The sequence below is a fragment of the Bradyrhizobium sp. 2TAF36 genome, assembly GCF_052114925.1.
GTDB lineage: Bacteria > Pseudomonadota > Alphaproteobacteria > Rhizobiales > Xanthobacteraceae > Bradyrhizobium > Bradyrhizobium barranii.
The window spans coordinates 26,480-43,305 of sequence record NZ_JBFRFR010000050.1 but is presented as its reverse complement, the minus strand read 5'-3'; the positions used below and the strand labels follow the sequence as shown (position 1 = coordinate 43,305).

At 63.5% G+C, this 16,826-nt stretch carries 15 protein-coding genes and 1 pseudogene; 3 read left to right on the top strand and 13 right to left on the bottom strand.

Going from position 1 to position 16,826, the window contains the following annotated elements; genetic code table 11:
- Positions 1–41 precede the first annotated feature (41 nt).
- The 7 genes and pseudogenes from AB4Z51_RS27255 to AB4Z51_RS27225 all read right to left on the bottom strand — a co-directional run bounded on the left by AB4Z51_RS27255 (position 42) and on the right by AB4Z51_RS27225 (position 7,608).
- A complete protein-coding gene (locus AB4Z51_RS27255) occupies positions 42–1,964 on the bottom strand; it encodes an alkyl/aryl-sulfatase (RefSeq protein WP_441498357.1) in 1,923 nt (640 codons plus the stop codon).
- A 252-nt stretch (positions 1,965–2,216) separates the two neighbouring features.
- Positions 2,217–3,083 carry a diguanylate cyclase domain-containing protein gene (locus tag AB4Z51_RS27250; RefSeq protein WP_441498356.1) on the bottom strand — a complete coding sequence of 289 codons (867 nt, stop codon included), beginning with the start codon at positions 3,081–3,083 and terminating at the stop codon, positions 2,217–2,219.
- Positions 3,013–3,375 carry a hypothetical protein gene (locus tag AB4Z51_RS27245; RefSeq protein WP_441498355.1) on the bottom strand — a complete coding sequence of 121 codons (363 nt, stop codon included), beginning with the start codon at positions 3,373–3,375 and terminating at the stop codon, positions 3,013–3,015. The genes AB4Z51_RS27250 and AB4Z51_RS27245 overlap by 71 nt, the downstream gene beginning before the upstream one ends.
- Positions 3,376–3,494: 119 nt before the next feature.
- The gene (locus tag AB4Z51_RS27240; RefSeq protein WP_321576422.1) at positions 3,495–4,778 is read right to left on the bottom strand and encodes a TRAP transporter large permease; all 1,284 of its coding nucleotides are present in this window, start codon (positions 4,776–4,778) and stop codon (positions 3,495–3,497) included.
- Between the two features lie 240 nt (positions 4,779–5,018).
- Positions 5,019–5,363: pseudogene (locus tag AB4Z51_RS27235) on the bottom strand (TRAP transporter small permease); the annotation flags it as partial.
- A gap of 260 nt (positions 5,364–5,623) precedes the next feature.
- A complete protein-coding gene (locus AB4Z51_RS27230; protein WP_085404471.1) occupies positions 5,624–6,625 on the bottom strand; it encodes a DctP family TRAP transporter solute-binding subunit in 1,002 nt (333 codons plus the stop codon).
- A 212-nt stretch (positions 6,626–6,837) separates the two neighbouring features.
- Positions 6,838–7,608, bottom strand: a complete 771-nt coding sequence (locus AB4Z51_RS27225) for a methyltransferase domain-containing protein (RefSeq protein ID WP_028150111.1) — start codon at positions 7,606–7,608, stop codon at positions 6,838–6,840.
- Between the two features lie 145 nt (positions 7,609–7,753).
- Here AB4Z51_RS27225 and AB4Z51_RS27220 point away from each other — a divergent pair, with 145 nt between their 5' ends.
- A complete protein-coding gene (locus tag AB4Z51_RS27220; protein WP_085404556.1) occupies positions 7,754–8,497 on the top strand; it encodes an SDR family NAD(P)-dependent oxidoreductase in 744 nt (247 codons plus the stop codon).
- A gap of 97 nt (positions 8,498–8,594) precedes the next feature.
- Positions 8,595–8,978 (top strand): YidH family protein, encoded by a 384-nt coding sequence (locus AB4Z51_RS27215; RefSeq protein WP_028150113.1) that lies wholly within the window; start codon positions 8,595–8,597, stop codon positions 8,976–8,978.
- Positions 8,979–8,986: 8 nt separating this feature from the next.
- Here AB4Z51_RS27215 and AB4Z51_RS27210 read toward each other — a convergent pair whose 3' ends face one another.
- The 3 genes from AB4Z51_RS27210 to AB4Z51_RS27200 form a co-directional block, all read right to left on the bottom strand.
- Positions 8,987–9,304 (bottom strand): hypothetical protein, encoded by a 318-nt coding sequence (locus AB4Z51_RS27210; protein ID WP_441498354.1) that lies wholly within the window; start codon positions 9,302–9,304, stop codon positions 8,987–8,989.
- Positions 9,305–9,364: 60 nt separating this feature from the next.
- Positions 9,365–11,140, bottom strand: coding sequence for an AMP-binding protein (locus AB4Z51_RS27205; RefSeq protein WP_441498353.1), 1,776 nt, complete (start codon positions 11,138–11,140; stop codon positions 9,365–9,367).
- A gap of 468 nt (positions 11,141–11,608) precedes the next feature.
- A complete protein-coding gene (locus tag AB4Z51_RS27200) occupies positions 11,609–11,962 on the bottom strand; it encodes a UBP-type zinc finger domain-containing protein (protein ID WP_085404475.1) in 354 nt (117 codons plus the stop codon).
- Positions 11,963–12,284: 322 nt separating this feature from the next.
- Here AB4Z51_RS27200 and AB4Z51_RS27195 point away from each other — a divergent pair, with 322 nt between their 5' ends.
- Positions 12,285–13,379: an amidohydrolase family protein gene (locus AB4Z51_RS27195; protein WP_085404476.1), complete on the top strand. Its 1,095-nt coding sequence runs from the start codon at positions 12,285–12,287 to the stop codon at positions 13,377–13,379.
- Between the two features lie 61 nt (positions 13,380–13,440).
- Here AB4Z51_RS27195 and AB4Z51_RS27190 read toward each other — a convergent pair whose 3' ends face one another.
- The 3 genes from AB4Z51_RS27190 to AB4Z51_RS27180 form a co-directional block, all read right to left on the bottom strand.
- The gene (locus tag AB4Z51_RS27190; protein ID WP_354114756.1) at positions 13,441–14,442 is read right to left on the bottom strand and encodes an NAD(P)/FAD-dependent oxidoreductase; all 1,002 of its coding nucleotides are present in this window, start codon (positions 14,440–14,442) and stop codon (positions 13,441–13,443) included.
- An 8-nt stretch (positions 14,443–14,450) separates the two neighbouring features.
- A complete protein-coding gene (locus AB4Z51_RS27185; protein WP_085404478.1) occupies positions 14,451–16,445 on the bottom strand; it encodes a LodA/GoxA family CTQ-dependent oxidase in 1,995 nt (664 codons plus the stop codon).
- Positions 16,446–16,514: 69 nt separating this feature from the next.
- Positions 16,515–16,727, bottom strand: a complete 213-nt coding sequence (locus AB4Z51_RS27180) for a hypothetical protein (RefSeq protein ID WP_085404479.1) — start codon at positions 16,725–16,727, stop codon at positions 16,515–16,517.
- Positions 16,728–16,826: the final 99 nt, after the last annotated feature.

Sequence of the window (16,826 nt, the reverse complement as noted above, 5' to 3'; positions counted from 1 at the left end):
GCGGAGGGCGATGCCAGCAAGAACGTGGCGGCGGCGGCGCCCTAACTCACCACCGCCCGCTTCGGCTCGACGATCTCGAACATGCGCGGGAATTCGTCCATCAGGCCCATCAGCTCGGCAAGCCGCATCGGGTTGCCCGCGAGCTTGATCTTGCCGGCGGCGACCGCTTCCGGAAAGCTCGTCAGTTTCGCGATGACCTCATCGAGCGTTGCGCGCGCGAGCGTGAAACTGGCGTCCGCGCCTTCCGCCTGCACGCCCTCCGTATAAGTCAGCGCGCAATTCTCCAGGTTGAGCACGAAGATCTCGCCGGTATCGGAAAAGCTCCAATTCAGCACGATGTGCTTGCCCTCGGCCTTGGGGCCGTTGAGCCGAATGCCGAGCACGTCCCAGAGCTGCTCGGTGCGTAGCGCGGCCAGCGTCTCGCGCGGCATTGGCGGACGCGGCGGGGTCTTGGGCATGCCCTGACGCAGCTCCTGCGCGCCGAACAGATAGGCGTTGCGCCAGGTCGAGCTCTCGGCGGCATAACCGAGCTGCTCGAGCGTATCCGCGAGCAACAGACGCGCCGCTTCATTCTCCGGCTCCGCGAAGACGAGATGGCCGAGCGCCTGCGCGACAAAGCGGAACTCGCCTTTGTCGAAGTCCTTGCGTGCGCGCGCGAGGATGGCCTCGGCGCCGCCCATGTACTCGACATACTTCTTGCCGGATTCCACCGGCGGCAGCGGATCGAGATTGACCGGGTTGGCATCGTACCAGCCGAGATATTTCTGGTAGATCGCCTTCACGTTGTGCCGGATGTGGCCGTAATAGCCGCGGCCGTGCCAGGCGCCCTCCAGGCTCTTCGGCAACTGGATCGTCTCGGCGATCTCGGCGGCGGTGAGGCCGTGGTTCATCAGGCGGATGGTCTGGTCATGCGCGAACTTGTAGAGATCGCGCTGCTGGCGGATCATCGTGCCGATCCGCTCGCGCCCCCACACCGGCCAGTGATGCTGGCCGCACATCGCCTCGGCCTTGCCGTCCCAGAGCCGCAAGGCCTCGTTGAGGTACTTCGACCACGCCAGCGCATCGCGCACGTCGGCGCCGCGGAACGGCAGCAGATTGTGGAAATTGTGCGTACAGTTCTCGGCGAGGTTCAACAGTCTGTAGCGCGGGATGAAGAAGTGCATCTCCGCCGGCGCTTCGCTGTTCGGCGCCATCTGGAATTCGAATTCGACGCCGTCGATCACGCGCCTGTCGCCGGTCGCCATGATCAGGTCGGTCGGACGCAGCAGTGCCACGGCGCCCGCCGCCATCGACTTGCCGAGCCCGTTGTCGACTTGCCCCCGCACGCCTTTGGCGAGGAACGGCCCGAACTGGTATTGTGCCCGCCGCAGCATCGCCGGCCCCGCGATGATGTTCTCGGAGACGGCATGCTCCATGAACAGGTTCGGCGCGATGATCGGCACGGCGCCGGTTGCCAGCGCGTCCTCCTCCAGCACGCCGCGCGCGCCACCCCAATGGTCGGTATGGGTGTGGGTGAAAATGACGGCGGCCACCGGCTTCTGGCCACGATGCCTGCAATAGAGATCGAGCGCGGCACGTGCGCCCTCGATCGACGTCAGCGTGTCCACGACGATGACGCCGCTGTCGCCCTCGATCAGCGTCATGTTGGCGATGTCGAGCCCGCGCACCTGGTAGACGCCGGGCACCACCTCGAACAGGCCGTGATGCATGTTGAGCCGCGCCTGTCGCCACAAGCTCGGATTGACGGTCGGCGGCGCCGTCTCGCTGGAGAGGAAGCCATAGGGCTTCAGGCTCCACACCGTCCGCCCCTGCGGGTTGGCGATCTCCGCATTCTCGATCGTACCAAGGAAGCCACGTGCGGCATCGTCGAAATCCCGCGTGTCGGAAAACGGCAGCGCATTCAGCATCGCATCATGCTGCGCGGTGACGGAGGGTGTTGCGTCCTTCGGCTCGTTGCTGGTCATTCTTGTTTCCTCCCGGCCTGTGCGAACATCTAACCGCATCTCGCGGGTGATTGCTATCGGAGGAGACTGCCGAAATCGAGCGAGATGCCTCTTCCCTTCTCCCCTTGTGGGAGAGGTGGCGCGAAGCGCCGGATGAGGGGTATATCTCCGCCCGCAAGACTGTTTGTGCGGAGAGAAACCCCTCACCCGCCTCGCCGCTGCGCGGCGAGCCACCCTCTCCCACAAGGGGAGAGGGTGCACCGTCCGCGTGGCTTACGCAGCGAGCTCTTCCGCCAAGGTCTGGCCCGATGCGGTCGCATCCGCCATCCGCAAATCCCGCGCCAGCACATAGCCGCCGCGTTCCTGCTTGGCCCGATATAGCGCCTTGTCGGAGCGCGACAACAGCGCCTCGGCAGTGCGCCCGTCGTCSGGCGCGACGGCGACGCCGACGCTGACGCCGAGCTCGATCATTTGTCCGTCGATATCATAGGGCGCGCTGATCGACTGCACGATGCGCTGCGCCATCGCTTCCGCATCAGCCGCCGCACGCTGCACCAGGACGAACTCGTCGCCGCCCATCCGGACCACGAGGTCATCCTGCGCGGCGAGCGCCTTGAGCCGCCCGGCGACCTGCTTCAGCAGTGCGTCACCGACGGGATGGCCGAACCGGTCGTTCGCCTCCTTGAAGCGGTCGAGGTCGAGCGTATGGACGGCAATCATCCCGGCCGCCAGCATCTGCGGCAGGTCCGTGGCCAGCACCGAACGATTGGACGCGCCGGTCATCGGGTCCAGGCGCGAGAGCTGCTCGAACTGCCGCTTGAGCGTGATCTGGTTGATCGAGGCATTGAAGCTCAGCCGCACCATCTCGAAGCTCGCGGCCACATACATCAGGATGAGGAGCCCGAGCCCGACATGGCGCAGATCGGGTTGCATGAAGGTCACGATCGCAGCAGGCGCTGCGATTGCGACGAGATCGAGCAGCGCCGCGACGGGACGCAGCGCCAGCCGCGCCACCACGCCGGCGCCAAAGCCGAAGCCGATGCCAATCGCCATCACGGAACAGAGTGCATCACCCAGCACGATGCTGCGCGCGGCAAACACGCCGAGCACCGGATGCCGTTGCAACGGTGCCGGCAACATAGCGCCGCTCCCAGCGCGCGGCCTCGGCCCGACCGAGCTGCGGCGGACATGAGAGGCGGCGACGGAAAGCGAATATCTCGAACAGGCGGACAATGGCCACCACCACACCGGCAACCGTCAGGCCGGCCGTCACGATGTCGCCGGTCTCATAGGTCGTGATCGCACCGACCATCGCCTGGCAGGCGGCCGCAAGAATGGTGGGCATCGTCGTGCCGTGAAGGCCCGTGATGACTTCCATATAGACGGCGTCCGAAATCGACGCCCGTCCGGATTCCATTCTGTTGAAGAACATGCCAGCCCCATCCGCTGGCATGCTTCTACCGCAGACCCGTAAAATGGGTTCCCAGCACAGCGATGGCATTTGAGTGTGCGGGTTTACCGCGCGTTAGCCATGTCCCGGTCGTGCATAGGCTAATGCATCCCCAGCACCCGCGGCAGCCACAGCGTCAGATCGGGCCAGTAGGTCACGATGACGAGGAAGCCGAGCATGGTGATGAGCCACGGCAACACGGCGACCGCGAGCTCGGTTATTCGCATGCGCGCTATCATCGAGGCGACGTAGAGATTTAACCCGACAGGCGGATGGCAGAGGCCGACCTCCATGTTGACGTCCATCACGATGCCGAAATGCACGAGGTCGATGCCGAGCTTCTTGGCCGCCGGCGCCAGGATCGGCGCCATGATCAGGATGATCGAGTTCGGCTCCATGAAGTTGCCGGCGAGCAGTAAGAGGATGTTGACGACCAAGAGGAAGCCGACCCAGCCGAGGTTCTGCGCCGCGATCCAGTCGGCCAAGGTCGCCGGCAGGTTCTCGTTGGAGAGCACGAAGGAGAACAGCACCGCGTTGGTGACGATGTAGAGCAGCATCGCGCTGGTGTTGGCGGCGCGCAGCAGCACCCGCGGCACGTCCACGATCTTGATCGCCTTGTAGACAAACACCGCGATGACAAAGGAGTAGACCGCAGCCATCGCGGCCGCCTCGGTGGCGGTGAACAGGCCGCTGTAGATGCCGCCGATGATGATGACGACCAGCATCAATCCCCAGATGCTCTCGCGGAAGGTGCGGACGGTCTCGCCCCAGCTCGCCTTCGGCAGGCGTGGATAGTCGCGCTTGCGTGCGAGCCACCAGGTGACGATGCAGAGCATCGTCGTCAGCATGATGCCCGGCAGCAGGCCCGCGACGAACAGCGCGCCGATCGAGGTATTGGTGGAGACCGCATAGACGATCTTCGGTATCGACGGCAGCATCAGGATGCCGAGCGAGCCGGCAACGGTGATGATGCCGGCGCCGAAATGCATGGGATAGCCGTGGCGGACCATCTCCGGCAGCACGATCGCGCCGATCGCGGCAACGGTCGCGACGCTCGAGCCGCAGACCAGCGCGAACATCGCGCAGGCGACGATGCCGGCAAGGCCGAGACCGCCGTGCCAGTGGCCGATCAGCGAGGTCGCGAAATTGATCATGCGGCGCGCGACGCCGCCATGGGTGAGGAAATTGCCGGCGAGGATGAAGAACGGGATCGCCATGATCTCGAACCCCTCGATGCCCGTGAAGAGCTTCATCGAGACGGCTTCGATCGGCACTGTGGTCAGCGTGAACAGGAACGTCATCACGGTGAGGCCGAGCGCGATCGAGACCGGGATGCCGGTCAGCATCAGCGCGATCAGCAGCGCGAACACGGTCGCGGCACGCATCCAGTGCGGCAGCACCACAACGCCGAACTTCTCGGCGAGACACATCGCGAAGATCAGGATCGGCGCCATGATCAGGATGACGCCGAGCGGCGACACTTTTCGCGCGGCCGCCCTGGTCGCCGCGCCGGCGGGCTGCGGATGCAGCGCGGGCGAGACGTCGGCCTCCACGCCCTCGACATGACTCTCGTCATGATGCGGCAGATGGCCGGTCCAGTAGTAGGACCACGAGACCTGGAGGAAGCGGAAGCACATCAGGCCCGAGCCGAGCGGGATCGCCAGATAGACGAACCACATCGGCGCTTCCAAATCATTGGACTGCTGGCCGGTCTTGAACATCTCGGCGACGAAGGAGGCGCCGAAGGCCGCGATCATGCCCGTGAACAGCGCGCCGCACAGCAGCGAGAACAGGATCACGTGCTTGCGCGAATGTTCGGGCAGGCGGTTGACGAGCAGGTCGACGCCGACATGGATGCCGGTGCGCACGCCATAGGCTGCGCCGAACTTCGCCATCCAGATGAACATGTAGATGCAGAGTTCCTGCGCCCAGGACAGGTCGAGCTCGGACAGGAAGGTGAACACCGCCATCGACAGCGTCGCGAGCCAGTTCATCCCGTGCGCAGCCGCCCATCTGGAGAGGACGATCGATTCGCCTGCGCCGTAACGGTGCACCACGGCGATGAAGATCAACCCGGTTGCAGCCGCGATGAGCGTCGCGATCAGCCATTCTTCGAGATGGTTGAGCGCCTGATTGAGCACGCGAAGCAAATCAAAGTCCCCCTATCGATGCGAAACGGCCGGAAGTGCGCACACTCCCGACCGTTCGTATTGTCCTTGCGGAAAACGCGTCAGTTCATCTTGACGTCGAGTTCCTTGGCGACGAGATCGAGCACCTCCTGCCCGACCCGACCCTTTGCCCATGTATAAGTCGGCCGCATCGATTCCTGCCACGCCTTGCGGTCGGCGTCAGTCAGATAATGCAGCTTGGTCTTGCCCGCCTTCTTGATCTCGGCCAGCGCGTCCTCGTTCTCCTGGTGCGCGATCTGGTTGGTGTACTCGGTTGCATCCACCATCGCCTTCTCGAGCTGGGTGCGGATGTCGGGCGGCAGGCCGGACCAGAATTTCGAGTTGACGATGACCGCATATTGCAGATGCGCGTGATAGGACACTGTGATGTCCTTCTGCACCTCGTAGAACTTCTGGGTCAGGTAGTTCGACGCGGTGTTTTCGCAGCCGTCGACCACGCCGGTCTGGAGCGCCTGGTAGACTTCGGAGAACGCCATGATCTGCGGGATCGAGCCCATCAGGCGGAAATACTGGTCGGCGATCTTCGATCCGGAGATGCGGAATTTCAGGCCCTTGAAATCCTCAGGCTTCATCAACGCGCGGTTCGACGACACCATGTGGAAGCCGTTGTCCCAATAGGCGAGCCCCGTGATGCCCTTGGCCTCGAGCTTCTGGAACAGCCATTTGCCGATCGTGCCCTTCATCGCGCTGGAATAGGTCTCGTCGTCCTTGAACAGCCAGGGCAGATCGAGCGCCTCGAACTCCTTGATGCCGAGCGGCGCGAATTTCGCAGTCGAGGGCGCCAGCATCTGCACCGAACCGAGCTGAAGCGCCTCGATCTCCTCCTTGTCCTTGTAGAGCGAGGAGTTCGGATAGACTTCGATCTTGACCTTGCCGTCGGTGTACTTCTCGGCGAGTTCCTTGAACTTCAGCGCGCCCTTGCCCTTCGGGGTGTCGTTGGCGACGACGTGGCTGAACTTGATGACGATCGGGCTCTGGGCCTGTGCCACCGCTGGGGTCACAAGAATAGCTGCGGCGGCGACCGCAAGAAGCAGCTTGCGCATGAAGTAACCTCCCAACAACCTCTAAAACCGGGTTCTTTTTGTTTTGCAGCCCGGTTTGCAGCCCAGTAGTGGCAGCAATCCACCACCCGAACAACTAGACCTAAGCCCAATTTGCCGCAGGCAAGCTAGCTTGATGGCTGTTGTCCGCGCAACCCGGGACCCGCTTCCAGTCCCGGGTTGCGAACGGTTTATGTCGCATTGCGGCGGTGCGATCAGCCCTTGCGCTGGGCGACCATGAACAGACGCCGGAACGGAAACAGCGTCTGCCCCGCCGCATTCTTCGGATAGGCCTTCGCCACCCGCTCGCCATAGGCGGCCTCGAACGCGGCCTTCTCGTCGCCCTGCAGGATGTCGAGATAGCGCGTCAGCCAGGTCCCCTTGGTCCATTCCTTCACGGGATTGTCGCCTTCGAGCACCTGCAGATATTCGGTCTCCCAGATGTCAACGTTCTGGGAAAGCGGCGCGAGCAAATCATGATAGAAGGCCGGCCCTTCGACCGGCGGCGGGGTAACGAGATGCTCTACCTTTGACCGCCACGGACCGTTCAGCGCCGTCTCGCCGATCAGCACATGCGATGGCGCGAGGAAGTTGCGCGGCATCTGCACCGCAAGCATGCCGCCGGGCGTCACCTTCTCCATGACCGACGGAAACAGCGCCGCATGATTGGGCAGCCAGTGCAGTGCGGCATTGGAATAGATCAAATCGTATTGCCTGGCGGGGCGCCAATGGCCGAGATCCTCGTGCGACCATTCCACATCCGGCGCCGCCTTGCGGCCGGCGGCCACCATCTCGGCCGAGCCCTCGACACCGGTCACGGTCGCGTCCGGCCAGCGCTCCTTGATCAGTTTTGTCACGTTGCCGGCCCCTGCCCCGAGATCGGCGATCGCGCGCGGGGCGAAATCCGGAATCCGCATCAAGAGGTCGACGGCGGGCCGAAGCCGATGGCCGGAGAATTTCAGGTATTGCTGCGGATCCCAGACCATTGCTCAACGCCTTTTCTTTTTCGTGTTTCCTTCGTCGAGGCTCTTGGTTACCACTGCTCGTCCCGCTCAGGCAATTCGCGAAGCCGGCGGGACGGGCAGGAAACGAACGACAAGAAGCAAAAAGCAAACAAGAGAGCGTGTGACCATGGACCTCGGGCTCAAATCGAAAACCGCAGTCGTGACAGGAGCGAGCATCGGCATCGGCCGCGCCATCGCCAAGGGCCTGGCTGCCGAAGGCGTCCGCGTCGTCGGCGTGGCGCGGCGCACTGATCTCCTTGCCGAGCTGGTGAAGGAAGTCGGCTCCGGCCTGATCACGTCGTTCGAGCAGGACGTGATGGCGAAGGACGCCGCGGAGAACATCGCGGCCTTTGCGCAAAAGGAGCTCGGCCATGTCGACATCCTCATCAACAATGCCGGCGGCAGCCGCCCCCTTCCCGTCGATGCGCCCGACAGCAAATGGGACGAGGCGATCGCGCTGAACTTCACCAGCTACCGCCGCATCGCGCATGCGCTGCTGCCGCAGATGATCGAACGCAAATGGGGCCGCATCGTCAACATCACCGGCAAGTCCGAGCCGGAGGGACTCAACGCCGCCTTCGCCGCCAAGGCCGCCGTGCACGCCTGGGCCAAGGGCCTGTCGCGCGAGATCGGCGAGCACGGCATCACCATCAACTGCATCCCGCCCGGCCGCATCATGAGCGAACAGATCCGCCGCAACTATCCGCCGGGTTATCGCGAGCGCTTTGCCGAAGAAGAAATCCCGGTCGGCTATTGGGGCGAGCCGGAGGATCTGGCAGCGCTCGCGGTGTTTTTGGCGTCGCCGGTGGCGCGGTACATCACGGGGACGGTGATCCCGGTGGATGGGGGGCTGCGGCGGTATCAGTTCTGAGGGCTTGCCCTGGCTTCGCATACATTGCGCCCCGCCGCTCCGCTCCTGCGGGAATAGCGCGCGACGAACCCCATCGACAGCAACCAGAGAGGTCTCGATGATTGAGAGATACTCAGACCACGCGGCAAACGAGCGGACTTTTCTCGCCTGGGTCAGGACGGGCATCGCAATCATCGCGTTTGGCTTTGTCGTCGAGAAATTCAACCTCTTCGTCCGAACTATCGCTGAAGCCAACAGGACGGAGATCGGGTCCCGACTGCAATTCGATCGCTTCACGGGAGCGTTCAGTCACTATGACGGCCTCGCGCTGATCGCGATCGGGATCGCAATCATCGTGATTTCGCTCTTTCGCTTCATCAGGACTGGCCGAATGATTGACGACGCACAATCTCATTCCGCCGGCGGCATCAAGACAGAACTGGTGCTCGCCGTTGTGCTGGGCCTGATCGTTACAGCGATGACCGTCTATTTTGCGCTCTGACTTTGGACCTAGCGGTGGCGCCGGCTTCCATCGACAACGTCTGGAGATCGCTTTGCATCACCATACGGGCCGAACGGCTCGTCCACCAGGATCACATCGGGGCCGACCTCGGTGTTGACTGACGTGATGTTGCGGCCGCGATGATGGACCGCATGTCTATACATATTCCAAGCCGCCGAAATGAGCAAGCCGAGGCCAATGGTGAGAATTTGGGCTTCGCGGGTTGAATGAAAGGCAGGGCCGGCTGCGGCATCGCCGCGGCGGCGCGTTGGGGTTGCGGCGTTCGCCGCACACTCGTCCAAATCTACTGGCGTCGCCGCCGTCAATGACGCAGAGGCGGTCCCTTTAAGAAACACGCTCGGAAGGTCGGCGGCCGGGCTCTCTGGTCATGCATCAGTCGACGTGACTGCATTTCCTGCCGTCGACAACGCGCGTGGATGAGAGGCAAGCCGGATGATGTGCGGCGAGGCTGCTCCGCTATAGAGACTGTCGAGAATGGCGGAACGGTTCTTCAGGACCCCGCGCTGATTGATGTAGCCCTTGTCCGTTGTCTCGCCTGCCGCGAGCGACAGCGGCTGGATCTGGATGGCAACGGCCGATATCCGCGCGTTGGTCGCTGCCGCTAGGTTATGCTCGGTCAAGACCCGATGGACGTATGCGCGAACGCCGGAATCCAATGAAAGGGTGTCACCGGAATCCGCGCCTGCTGCGCCGTTAGCATGTCGCCTTGCACGGTCCGGATTGAGCCATACCAGCGCGACGAGAGAATCGCGGCCCTCGCCTCCGATGACCAGATCCTGCAGCACGCCGCCCATCCGGTCCAGGATGGCGGCACGCAGCTCGCCGACGAGCACCCACGTGCCTGTCATCATTTTGAAATTCTCCGAGAGACGCCCGGAAAACCTCAGGCCGCGGCAGAGATCGGCGGGATCGATGAACGAGACCGCGTCGCCTACCCGATAGAAGCCCTCTTCGTCGAATGCCGCCGCAGACAATTCGGGTAATCCGAAATAACCGGGCATGACGTTCGGGCCACGGACCCGCGCCTCGTAACCGTCCATCGCCGGAACCAGCTTGAGTTCGATGCCGGGTGCCGGCAAGCCGATCTCTCCCGGCGCTTCGCACGGTCGATAAGACACGCAGATGGTCGGCCCGGCTTCCGTGGCGCCGTATCCGGCCAAAATCGGAACTCGCTCGCCGCGGACTTCGATTGCATATTCCTGAAGCGTTGCCATTACGGCCGCCGGGATCGCCGCGCCCCCGAAAATCATTCTGTCGATGCGATGGAAGAACTTCCGCCTCAGGTCTGGATCCTCGCCGAGCGCGGCGCATAACAACGCGTAACCGGTTGGGACATTGAATGAGGCCGTCGGAGAGACGTCGTGCAGATTGGCGATTGTTCGATGAAACGCTTCGGGCGTCGGTCGGCCATCGTCGATATAGAGAGAGCCGCCGTTCTTCAGAATCCCATTCAGTATGACGTTGCAGCCCATGGTATGATGCCAGGGCAGCCATTCGATCTGAACCAGGGGCTGCGAGACCGGCGTGACCTGAGCGGCCATCTGCAGCACGCTCGACATCATGCGATGGGTATTGATCACTCCCTTGGGAGAGCCGGTCGATCCCGACGTGAACAGGATTTTGCCGACGGTCTCCGGTCCGAGTGCTGCGAACGCCGCCTCAAACGCGTGACCCGGTGTCGCGGCGGATAGCTCCGACAGCGGCGTGGTATCCGCCGCCTCTTCCGCCGTTATCCATTCGGCCTGCGCAAAGCCGGGGATGGCACGGGCTTGCACGAAGGGATCCGCCTTCTGGGCAAACACAAACTTCGGCGTGAGGACCTTCGCGATGTCTTCGATGCGGCTGAGGCCACCTGGCAGAAGACTGTAGCTTGGCGAGATCGGCGCAACCTGCAGACCGATCGACATCGCGGCGAACTGGATCACCGCATTCTCGATCGAATTGCCGGACAGGATGGCCAGCGTATCGCCCGCTGCGCCACCCCGATCAATCAGCGCCTGCCCGACCGAGCGCACTCGAGACCAGAATTCGCCATAGCTGATCGACTGCCATGCATTGTCGCGGGTTCGTTGCGCGAGAAAGACGCGGTCCGGCGTTTCCTGAGCCCAGTGGGGAAGGTATGCGCAAATCGTCCCGCTCACTCCAGCGAGCATAATCCGCGATCGCAATATCAGGGTGCCGTCATCCCTTCTCGTGACCTCGATGTCGGTCGGTGGTGAAGGCATAGAACAATATGGCGTGGAAGCAGGATGGTCGAGAGCAGGCTGCACAGGCGTTCTCCTTTCGATATCCGCGAAGGCCCGGCTGAGGCGGCGGCGATCGATGCAAACGATCTGTAGTCCTCACGCGCAATGAGGCTCCTGCAGAACGTCGGGAGGGCAATATCTCGATGCTACGTTGCGTGAGAATTTCATCTTCGCGAGGATCGCGTTGCATTTGCAATGTCGCTGATCCGGCGTCACGGACACCAGTGAGGGTTCCAATGGGGGATTCACGGGTGCCGAGAGTTCGCGCAAGACGTCCGCCCGTGAGTTCACGCGCGATGCCCGGAAGCAGCCCCGCTGCTAAACGCGCTCGTCTGCTATGGACCAGTTGCCAGAGGCTGCGACCTATTCATGCAGCAGCGATTGCCAGTCCGGAGGCACCGCGCCGTCCGGCCCGGGCACCGGCTGGTCCAACGGATGCGCGTGCGGGCCTTGCAGCTTCGGGCCCGCGAAGGGCTGTCCCGTGCGATAGTCGTAAAACCACCGTTCGCCCGGCTCGAAGCTCGTGATGATCGGGTGACCCGTCGCCGCGTTATGCTTCGTTGCATGCTGATTGGGTGACGTATCACAGCAGCCGATGTGACCGCATTCGACACATCTGCGAAGATGAAACCACCATCCGCCAGCAGCCGAGCATTCCGCGCAACCCGTTCCGCTTGGCTTGGCCGCGAGGTTGATGCCATCCCTGTCAGACTTCATCGATCCACTCACTGAAAGTGATTGCGGTCATCGCAAATCTTCGCCGCCATCGCATTTTGCCAGTGTTTCGCCCGACGGGTCAACCTCGCGACATCAGGGAGCATCTCGCGGGAGAATTGGAGAGGCGTTCACACAAAGTTGCGGCGGCGATGCACAGGCGTGACGCGAGGCATCGTTCGGCGACGAAAAATCGGCGTATTCCAATCCCCAACAATCATTGCCCCGCTGCGGCCGCACCACAGACAGCGGAGGGACGAAACGTTCTGCCGATAGAAGCACCACAGGCCTTGGCTTTGCCAGTTCGTCACGGGAGACGTGCAACATGAACAAATGGGATCAAAAATCTCGAGGGCATCACGCCTGCCCCACCTGCTACGGCCCGCCCTCGTCGCGCCGCGGCTTCCTCGCGGGCGTTGGTGCACTTGGCCTGGCCGCGGCCGTCCCCGCCGTTGCGGTGCACGGACAGACCAAGCCGGCGCTGATCGATACTCACCTTCATTTCTATCCGCCTGAGTATCAAAAGCTCTGGCTTGGCTACGAAGACGCACGCAAGCAGCCGCACTTTCCCGGCCAGGTGGCCTGGACCCGCGAGAAGCTCGTCGAGGACATGGACCGCAATGGCATACGCACAGGCATCCTGTCGGTCGCCTCCACGCCAGGCGTGTGGTTCGACCTCGGGCCGGCGGAAGCCGGCCGGCTCGCGCGCGCCTGCAACGAGTACGCGGCGGACATGATGCGCGACCATCCGGGCCATTTCGGCCTGTTCGCGACCTTGTCGATGCAGGACGTCGATGCCACGCTCAGGGAGATCGAATATGCGTTCGACACGCTGAAGGCGGACGGGATCGGGCTGCAAAGCAGCTACGGCGACAAATGGCTCGGCAATGCCGCTTACAGGCCGGTGTTCGAGGAGCTGAACCGTCGCAAGGCGGTCGTTTATGTGCATCCGCTGGTCGCGAGTTGCTGTAGCGCGCTCAGTGTCGGCACGTTCCCGGCGGTGATCGAAGTCCCGCACGACACCACACGGACCGTGACGAGCCTTCTGCTCAGCGGCGCATTCGCCCGCCACCGCGACATCAAATGGCTATTCTCGCACGCCGGCGGCACGATACCGATGATGGCCGGGCGCATCAATTCATTCTATGGGGCGCGGCCCGACCTGAAGGAGTTTGCGCCGGACGGAATCGAAGGCGAACTACGCCGGCTTCACTACGACACCGCGAATGCGACTTTCGCGCCGTCCATGGCCGCGCTGCTCAAGCTCGTGCCCGCCTCGCAGATCACCTATGGCAGCGACTATCCGTACTTCAGCCTTGGCCAGTTCGCGCAGTTGCAGAAGCTTGGCCTCTCGACAGACGATCTCGATGCGATCGGCCATCGGAACGCGACACGTCTCGTTCCCCGGCTGCAGGGTTAGAGGATCATCCCGAAAAGCGTGGAGCGGGCTTCGGAGCCCGATCGGCCTGCGAAATCATGCTTCATTGCGCGATCGTTTTTGCCGGATCGGCCCATGACTGCGGCGCCGGAGGCATGGTGCCATAGACGCTGATACGGCCTGCTTCGCAGTGAAGGAATGTTGTGGCGACCGCGTCGGAATACAATCGCGCCGAGGTCGGGCTCAGCCGATCAGCCGACAACAGCGCACCCGTCGCGACCAAAGCGGACGACAATGCGTTGAACAGCCCCTGAGAGGCAATCGGATCGAACGCCATCGCCGCATCGCCCACTGCAATCCAACCTTCGCCCGCGGCCTCCGAGAGGAGGCAAGCCGACGCGTCCACGCTGAGCAGCGCATCTCCAGCCGGTGTGCCGGATCTGCGAATGCGCCAAGTCTGCACACGCCCTCGCGGCCCACTGATGCGGTAAGACCAGGTCGGTCCATCGCTGCTGTATTCGAGCCACGATGCGGAACCGGCCGTCGCGCCGTCAGCCGCATCCTCGACCAGTTCGGCGACCATGCGATCCCGGGCGGCCACGCGCGCGCCCCGGCGCCGCGCAATCGCGGCGGCGCGCCCCGTTGCATCGACAACGATCTCCGCAAGGACGAGCTTCGTCCGAGCGCTATCGCTCGCACGACAGATAACGCCGCGGTCCGGCGTGACGCCGATTGCGCGCAGCCCGTAAAATGTAACCCCGACGGCGACAGCCTCGTCGCGAAGGCGCTGGTCGAAACGGCCGCGATCGACCACATACCCGACGCGGCAGGGATGACGCAGAAAGTCCTCGTAGTCCGACGCGCCCGAACGGTGTGTTCGTCGAATCCCGAGACAGGCTCGGGCGATCGCCGGATCGTCGAGCAGATGTTCAAGTCCCACCGCCGCGACAGTGACGAGCGAGGCCGGAGCAAGCAGCTCAAGCCGCGTCGTCGGCGTGACGCCGGAATCTGCGACAATGACCGTGCGGCCCCTAAGGGCCAGCAGGCGTGCGGCGGTCAAGCCGGCAGGCCCCGCGCCGACCACGAGACAGTCGGTGCGCAGCACGTCCAAGGTCAGATCTCGCCCGGGCGATAGGTCCGCTTCGGCGGGGGAGCCGTCTTGCGTGCACCGCGCCGCTGCGCCAGGCCTGCCGTCGTCTGCGGCAAGAAAAGGCTCTCCATGTCTTCGACCGCGTGGTACTTCGGATCGGCCGTGACATCGATCGGCCCGCTGCTGTCGCGGCGTCCCTGCTCGACCCGCAGATCCTGCACCGGCAGAGATGCAGGCGCGTTCTTCACCGGCAACACCATGCCGAGCTCGGACCATTCCGCAATCATGTTCGACAGGCGGTCATAGTAATCGTTGCCGCGGATGTCGCGCAACCAGTCGACCCGGTTCATCAGGTGCTTGAAGGTCTGCTGTTGCGTCGCCTGGCCGAGAGGCGCGATGGCGGCCGCACGCAGATAGTTTCCGTCTGCCAGAACCTGATCCGGGGCACGCGGTCCCCAGAACGTCGGCATCGACAGGAACGTCGACGGGAAGTAGTCGGCCGCCGAATTGCACGAGGTATGATCAGTCTGCCACGGCACGCCAAGGAAGCGGGTGAGGCAGCCGGCTGCGACACCATCGTGCGGACCATTCGCGCCGGTGCAGACCGCCGGAGTGAGAGTACCCCCGAAGTCCTGCCGCGCTGGTTGCTCACCGGCCAGGACCTTCAGCCGATACGCCGATGCCCACATCAGCGGAATCCGCATCACCCATGTCATCTCCATCGCGGGATGGAATGGGCCGCCGAGACAATCGTGCAAGGATGCGCGCTCGAGATGCTTGACCTGGACCTCGGGAGGCAGGGCATCGAAGTCCTGCGCCTGCGGCGGCTGGTGCGACGGCCCGTCGGCGTCGAATGTTCCAGCAGCCCAGCGCTTGAGGTGCGCGTACTGGGTCTTCGTCACGGCAAGCAGCGAATTCGAAGGCTTCGGCGGACCTTCGAAGAATTGGTCGACCGCATCGCCGAACACCTGCGCTATCTGATCTTCGATCAGTGCGCCGCTCGCGCCTGGATCGCGAAACAACGCCAGCACGGCCGCGCGCCACGCCGCATTCGCAGCAGACGCGTCGTTGAGCTTGGCGAGGACTTGCGCATTCTGCGCGTCGAGCGGCGAGCCAAAACCATGAACGACGAAGAGCCCGTGGTTGACCCATTGCAGTCCGGTCAGGCGCTGAAAGATTGGTTGCACGTCGTTGACGAACGAGGTCTTGACCGGTCGTGGAATCCAGCCCTTGTCGTAGAACACTTCCCGCACCACGTCGTCCATCGTGACGAGACCGAACAGCCCCGGCGCGTAATTCGGCGGCGTAACGCAGACATAGCCGGGCTCCGCATCGATCGGTGCATGCCCCGCAAATGTCACTTGCGCCCGCACCGGCCCGTCGCTGACGTCATCGTGCCAACCTGGATTGTTGGCGAAAGTCAGGGGCCGGGTCCCTTTGCGGAAAGGCCGCGAAACTCCATTGCCGCCGAGGAAGATCAGCCGCCCCTCCTCATCGGTACGAAGCTCGCCGAGATAGACCGGCGAAGCCCAGAACGCGCCATCGTCCAGCCTGATCGGGCCAGCCCCCTGCCCCGCGATGCTTCGCGGGGTTGGCGTGATGTCGAGCTTCCACCTGGCGTCCGGCAAAACCAGCTCGCGATTTCGCTGCAACGCGTTCTGGCTCAGCGGGCCGAGGTCCATTGCCTGGTTGAACTCGTACCAGCCGGCCTTGAGGTTTGCGATGCAGACGCGCCACTCGATCTTCGCGGATGCAGCGGTCACCTCCTGCACGCTGCCGTCCTTCATGTGGGCGTAGATGCGGAAGCGCGCGGCTTGCCGCTTGATCTCTCCGTTCGCGGTGCGAAAGTCCTCGACAAAGCGAGCCGGCTGTTCCGGCGTCGTGCCGGGCAAGGTCGACGCACCGCCGATCATCTCGGGGCCGATGACGTAGTCGCCGGCGCCTTGCGCGTTGCCAACGCGGGCGACGCCGATGGGCGGATAGACTTTCAACGCTGCAATTGCGTTTGGATCGATCATCGTCTGACCTCGATATCAAAAGGGATTGTCCAAAAACGGAGGCGTCGCACGAGACTTGCCGCGAGGCCATCAGCGCGGATGGTCCGGCTCGTCGATCGGCTGTCCGTTCAGGCTGCGCCTCAGGGCGGCGGGCTTCTCGCCGGCCTCGATCCGCCGCCTCTGGAATTTGTCGATGAACGAGGCGCGGATGTCCTCGATCGGCTCGAACTCCGAACGTGGCGGCGCGGTGCTCTGCGGAGCAGCTGCCGCGCCGAGCCCACGCGACTGAAAGCGATGCAGCATCGAACGTCCTCCGCGCAAATAATTCGCCGCAGAACTTGCTGTGCGGGGGCCTTTCGCAACCGGCTCCGACAACAGGCTATGTCAACCGCGCTGCGTCCA

Bases quoted from the DNA above. Each gene is read 5' to 3' on its own strand.
- AB4Z51_RS27225 (WP_028150111.1), bottom strand. From the start codon at position 7,608: ATGGTCTGGGATCCGCAGCAATACCTGAAATTCTCCGGCCATCGGCTT.
- AB4Z51_RS27240 (WP_321576422.1), bottom strand. From the start codon at position 4,778: ATGCGTGCCGCGACCGTGTTCGCGCTGCTGATCGCGCTGATGCTGACC.
- AB4Z51_RS27200 (WP_085404475.1), bottom strand. From the start codon at position 11,962: ATGAAGTCTGACAGGGATGGCATCAACCTCGCGGCCAAGCCAAGCGGA.
- AB4Z51_RS27230 (WP_085404471.1), bottom strand. From the start codon at position 6,625: ATGCGCAAGCTGCTTCTTGCGGTCGCCGCCGCAGCTATTCTTGTGACC.
- AB4Z51_RS27180 (WP_085404479.1), bottom strand. From the start codon at position 16,727: ATGCTGCATCGCTTTCAGTCGCGTGGGCTCGGCGCGGCAGCTGCTCCG.
- AB4Z51_RS27245 (WP_441498355.1), bottom strand. From the start codon at position 3,375: ATGTTCTTCAACAGAATGGAATCCGGACGGGCGTCGATTTCGGACGCC.
- AB4Z51_RS27220 (WP_085404556.1), top strand. From the start codon at position 7,754: ATGGACCTCGGGCTCAAATCGAAAACCGCAGTCGTGACAGGAGCGAGC.
- AB4Z51_RS27185 (WP_085404478.1), bottom strand. From the start codon at position 16,445: ATGATCGATCCAAACGCAATTGCAGCGTTGAAAGTCTATCCGCCCATC.
- AB4Z51_RS27215 (WP_028150113.1), top strand. From the start codon at position 8,595: ATGATTGAGAGATACTCAGACCACGCGGCAAACGAGCGGACTTTTCTC.
- AB4Z51_RS27255 (WP_441498357.1), bottom strand. From the start codon at position 1,964: ATGACCAGCAACGAGCCGAAGGACGCAACACCCTCCGTCACCGCGCAG.
- AB4Z51_RS27195 (WP_085404476.1), top strand. From the start codon at position 12,285: ATGAACAAATGGGATCAAAAATCTCGAGGGCATCACGCCTGCCCCACC.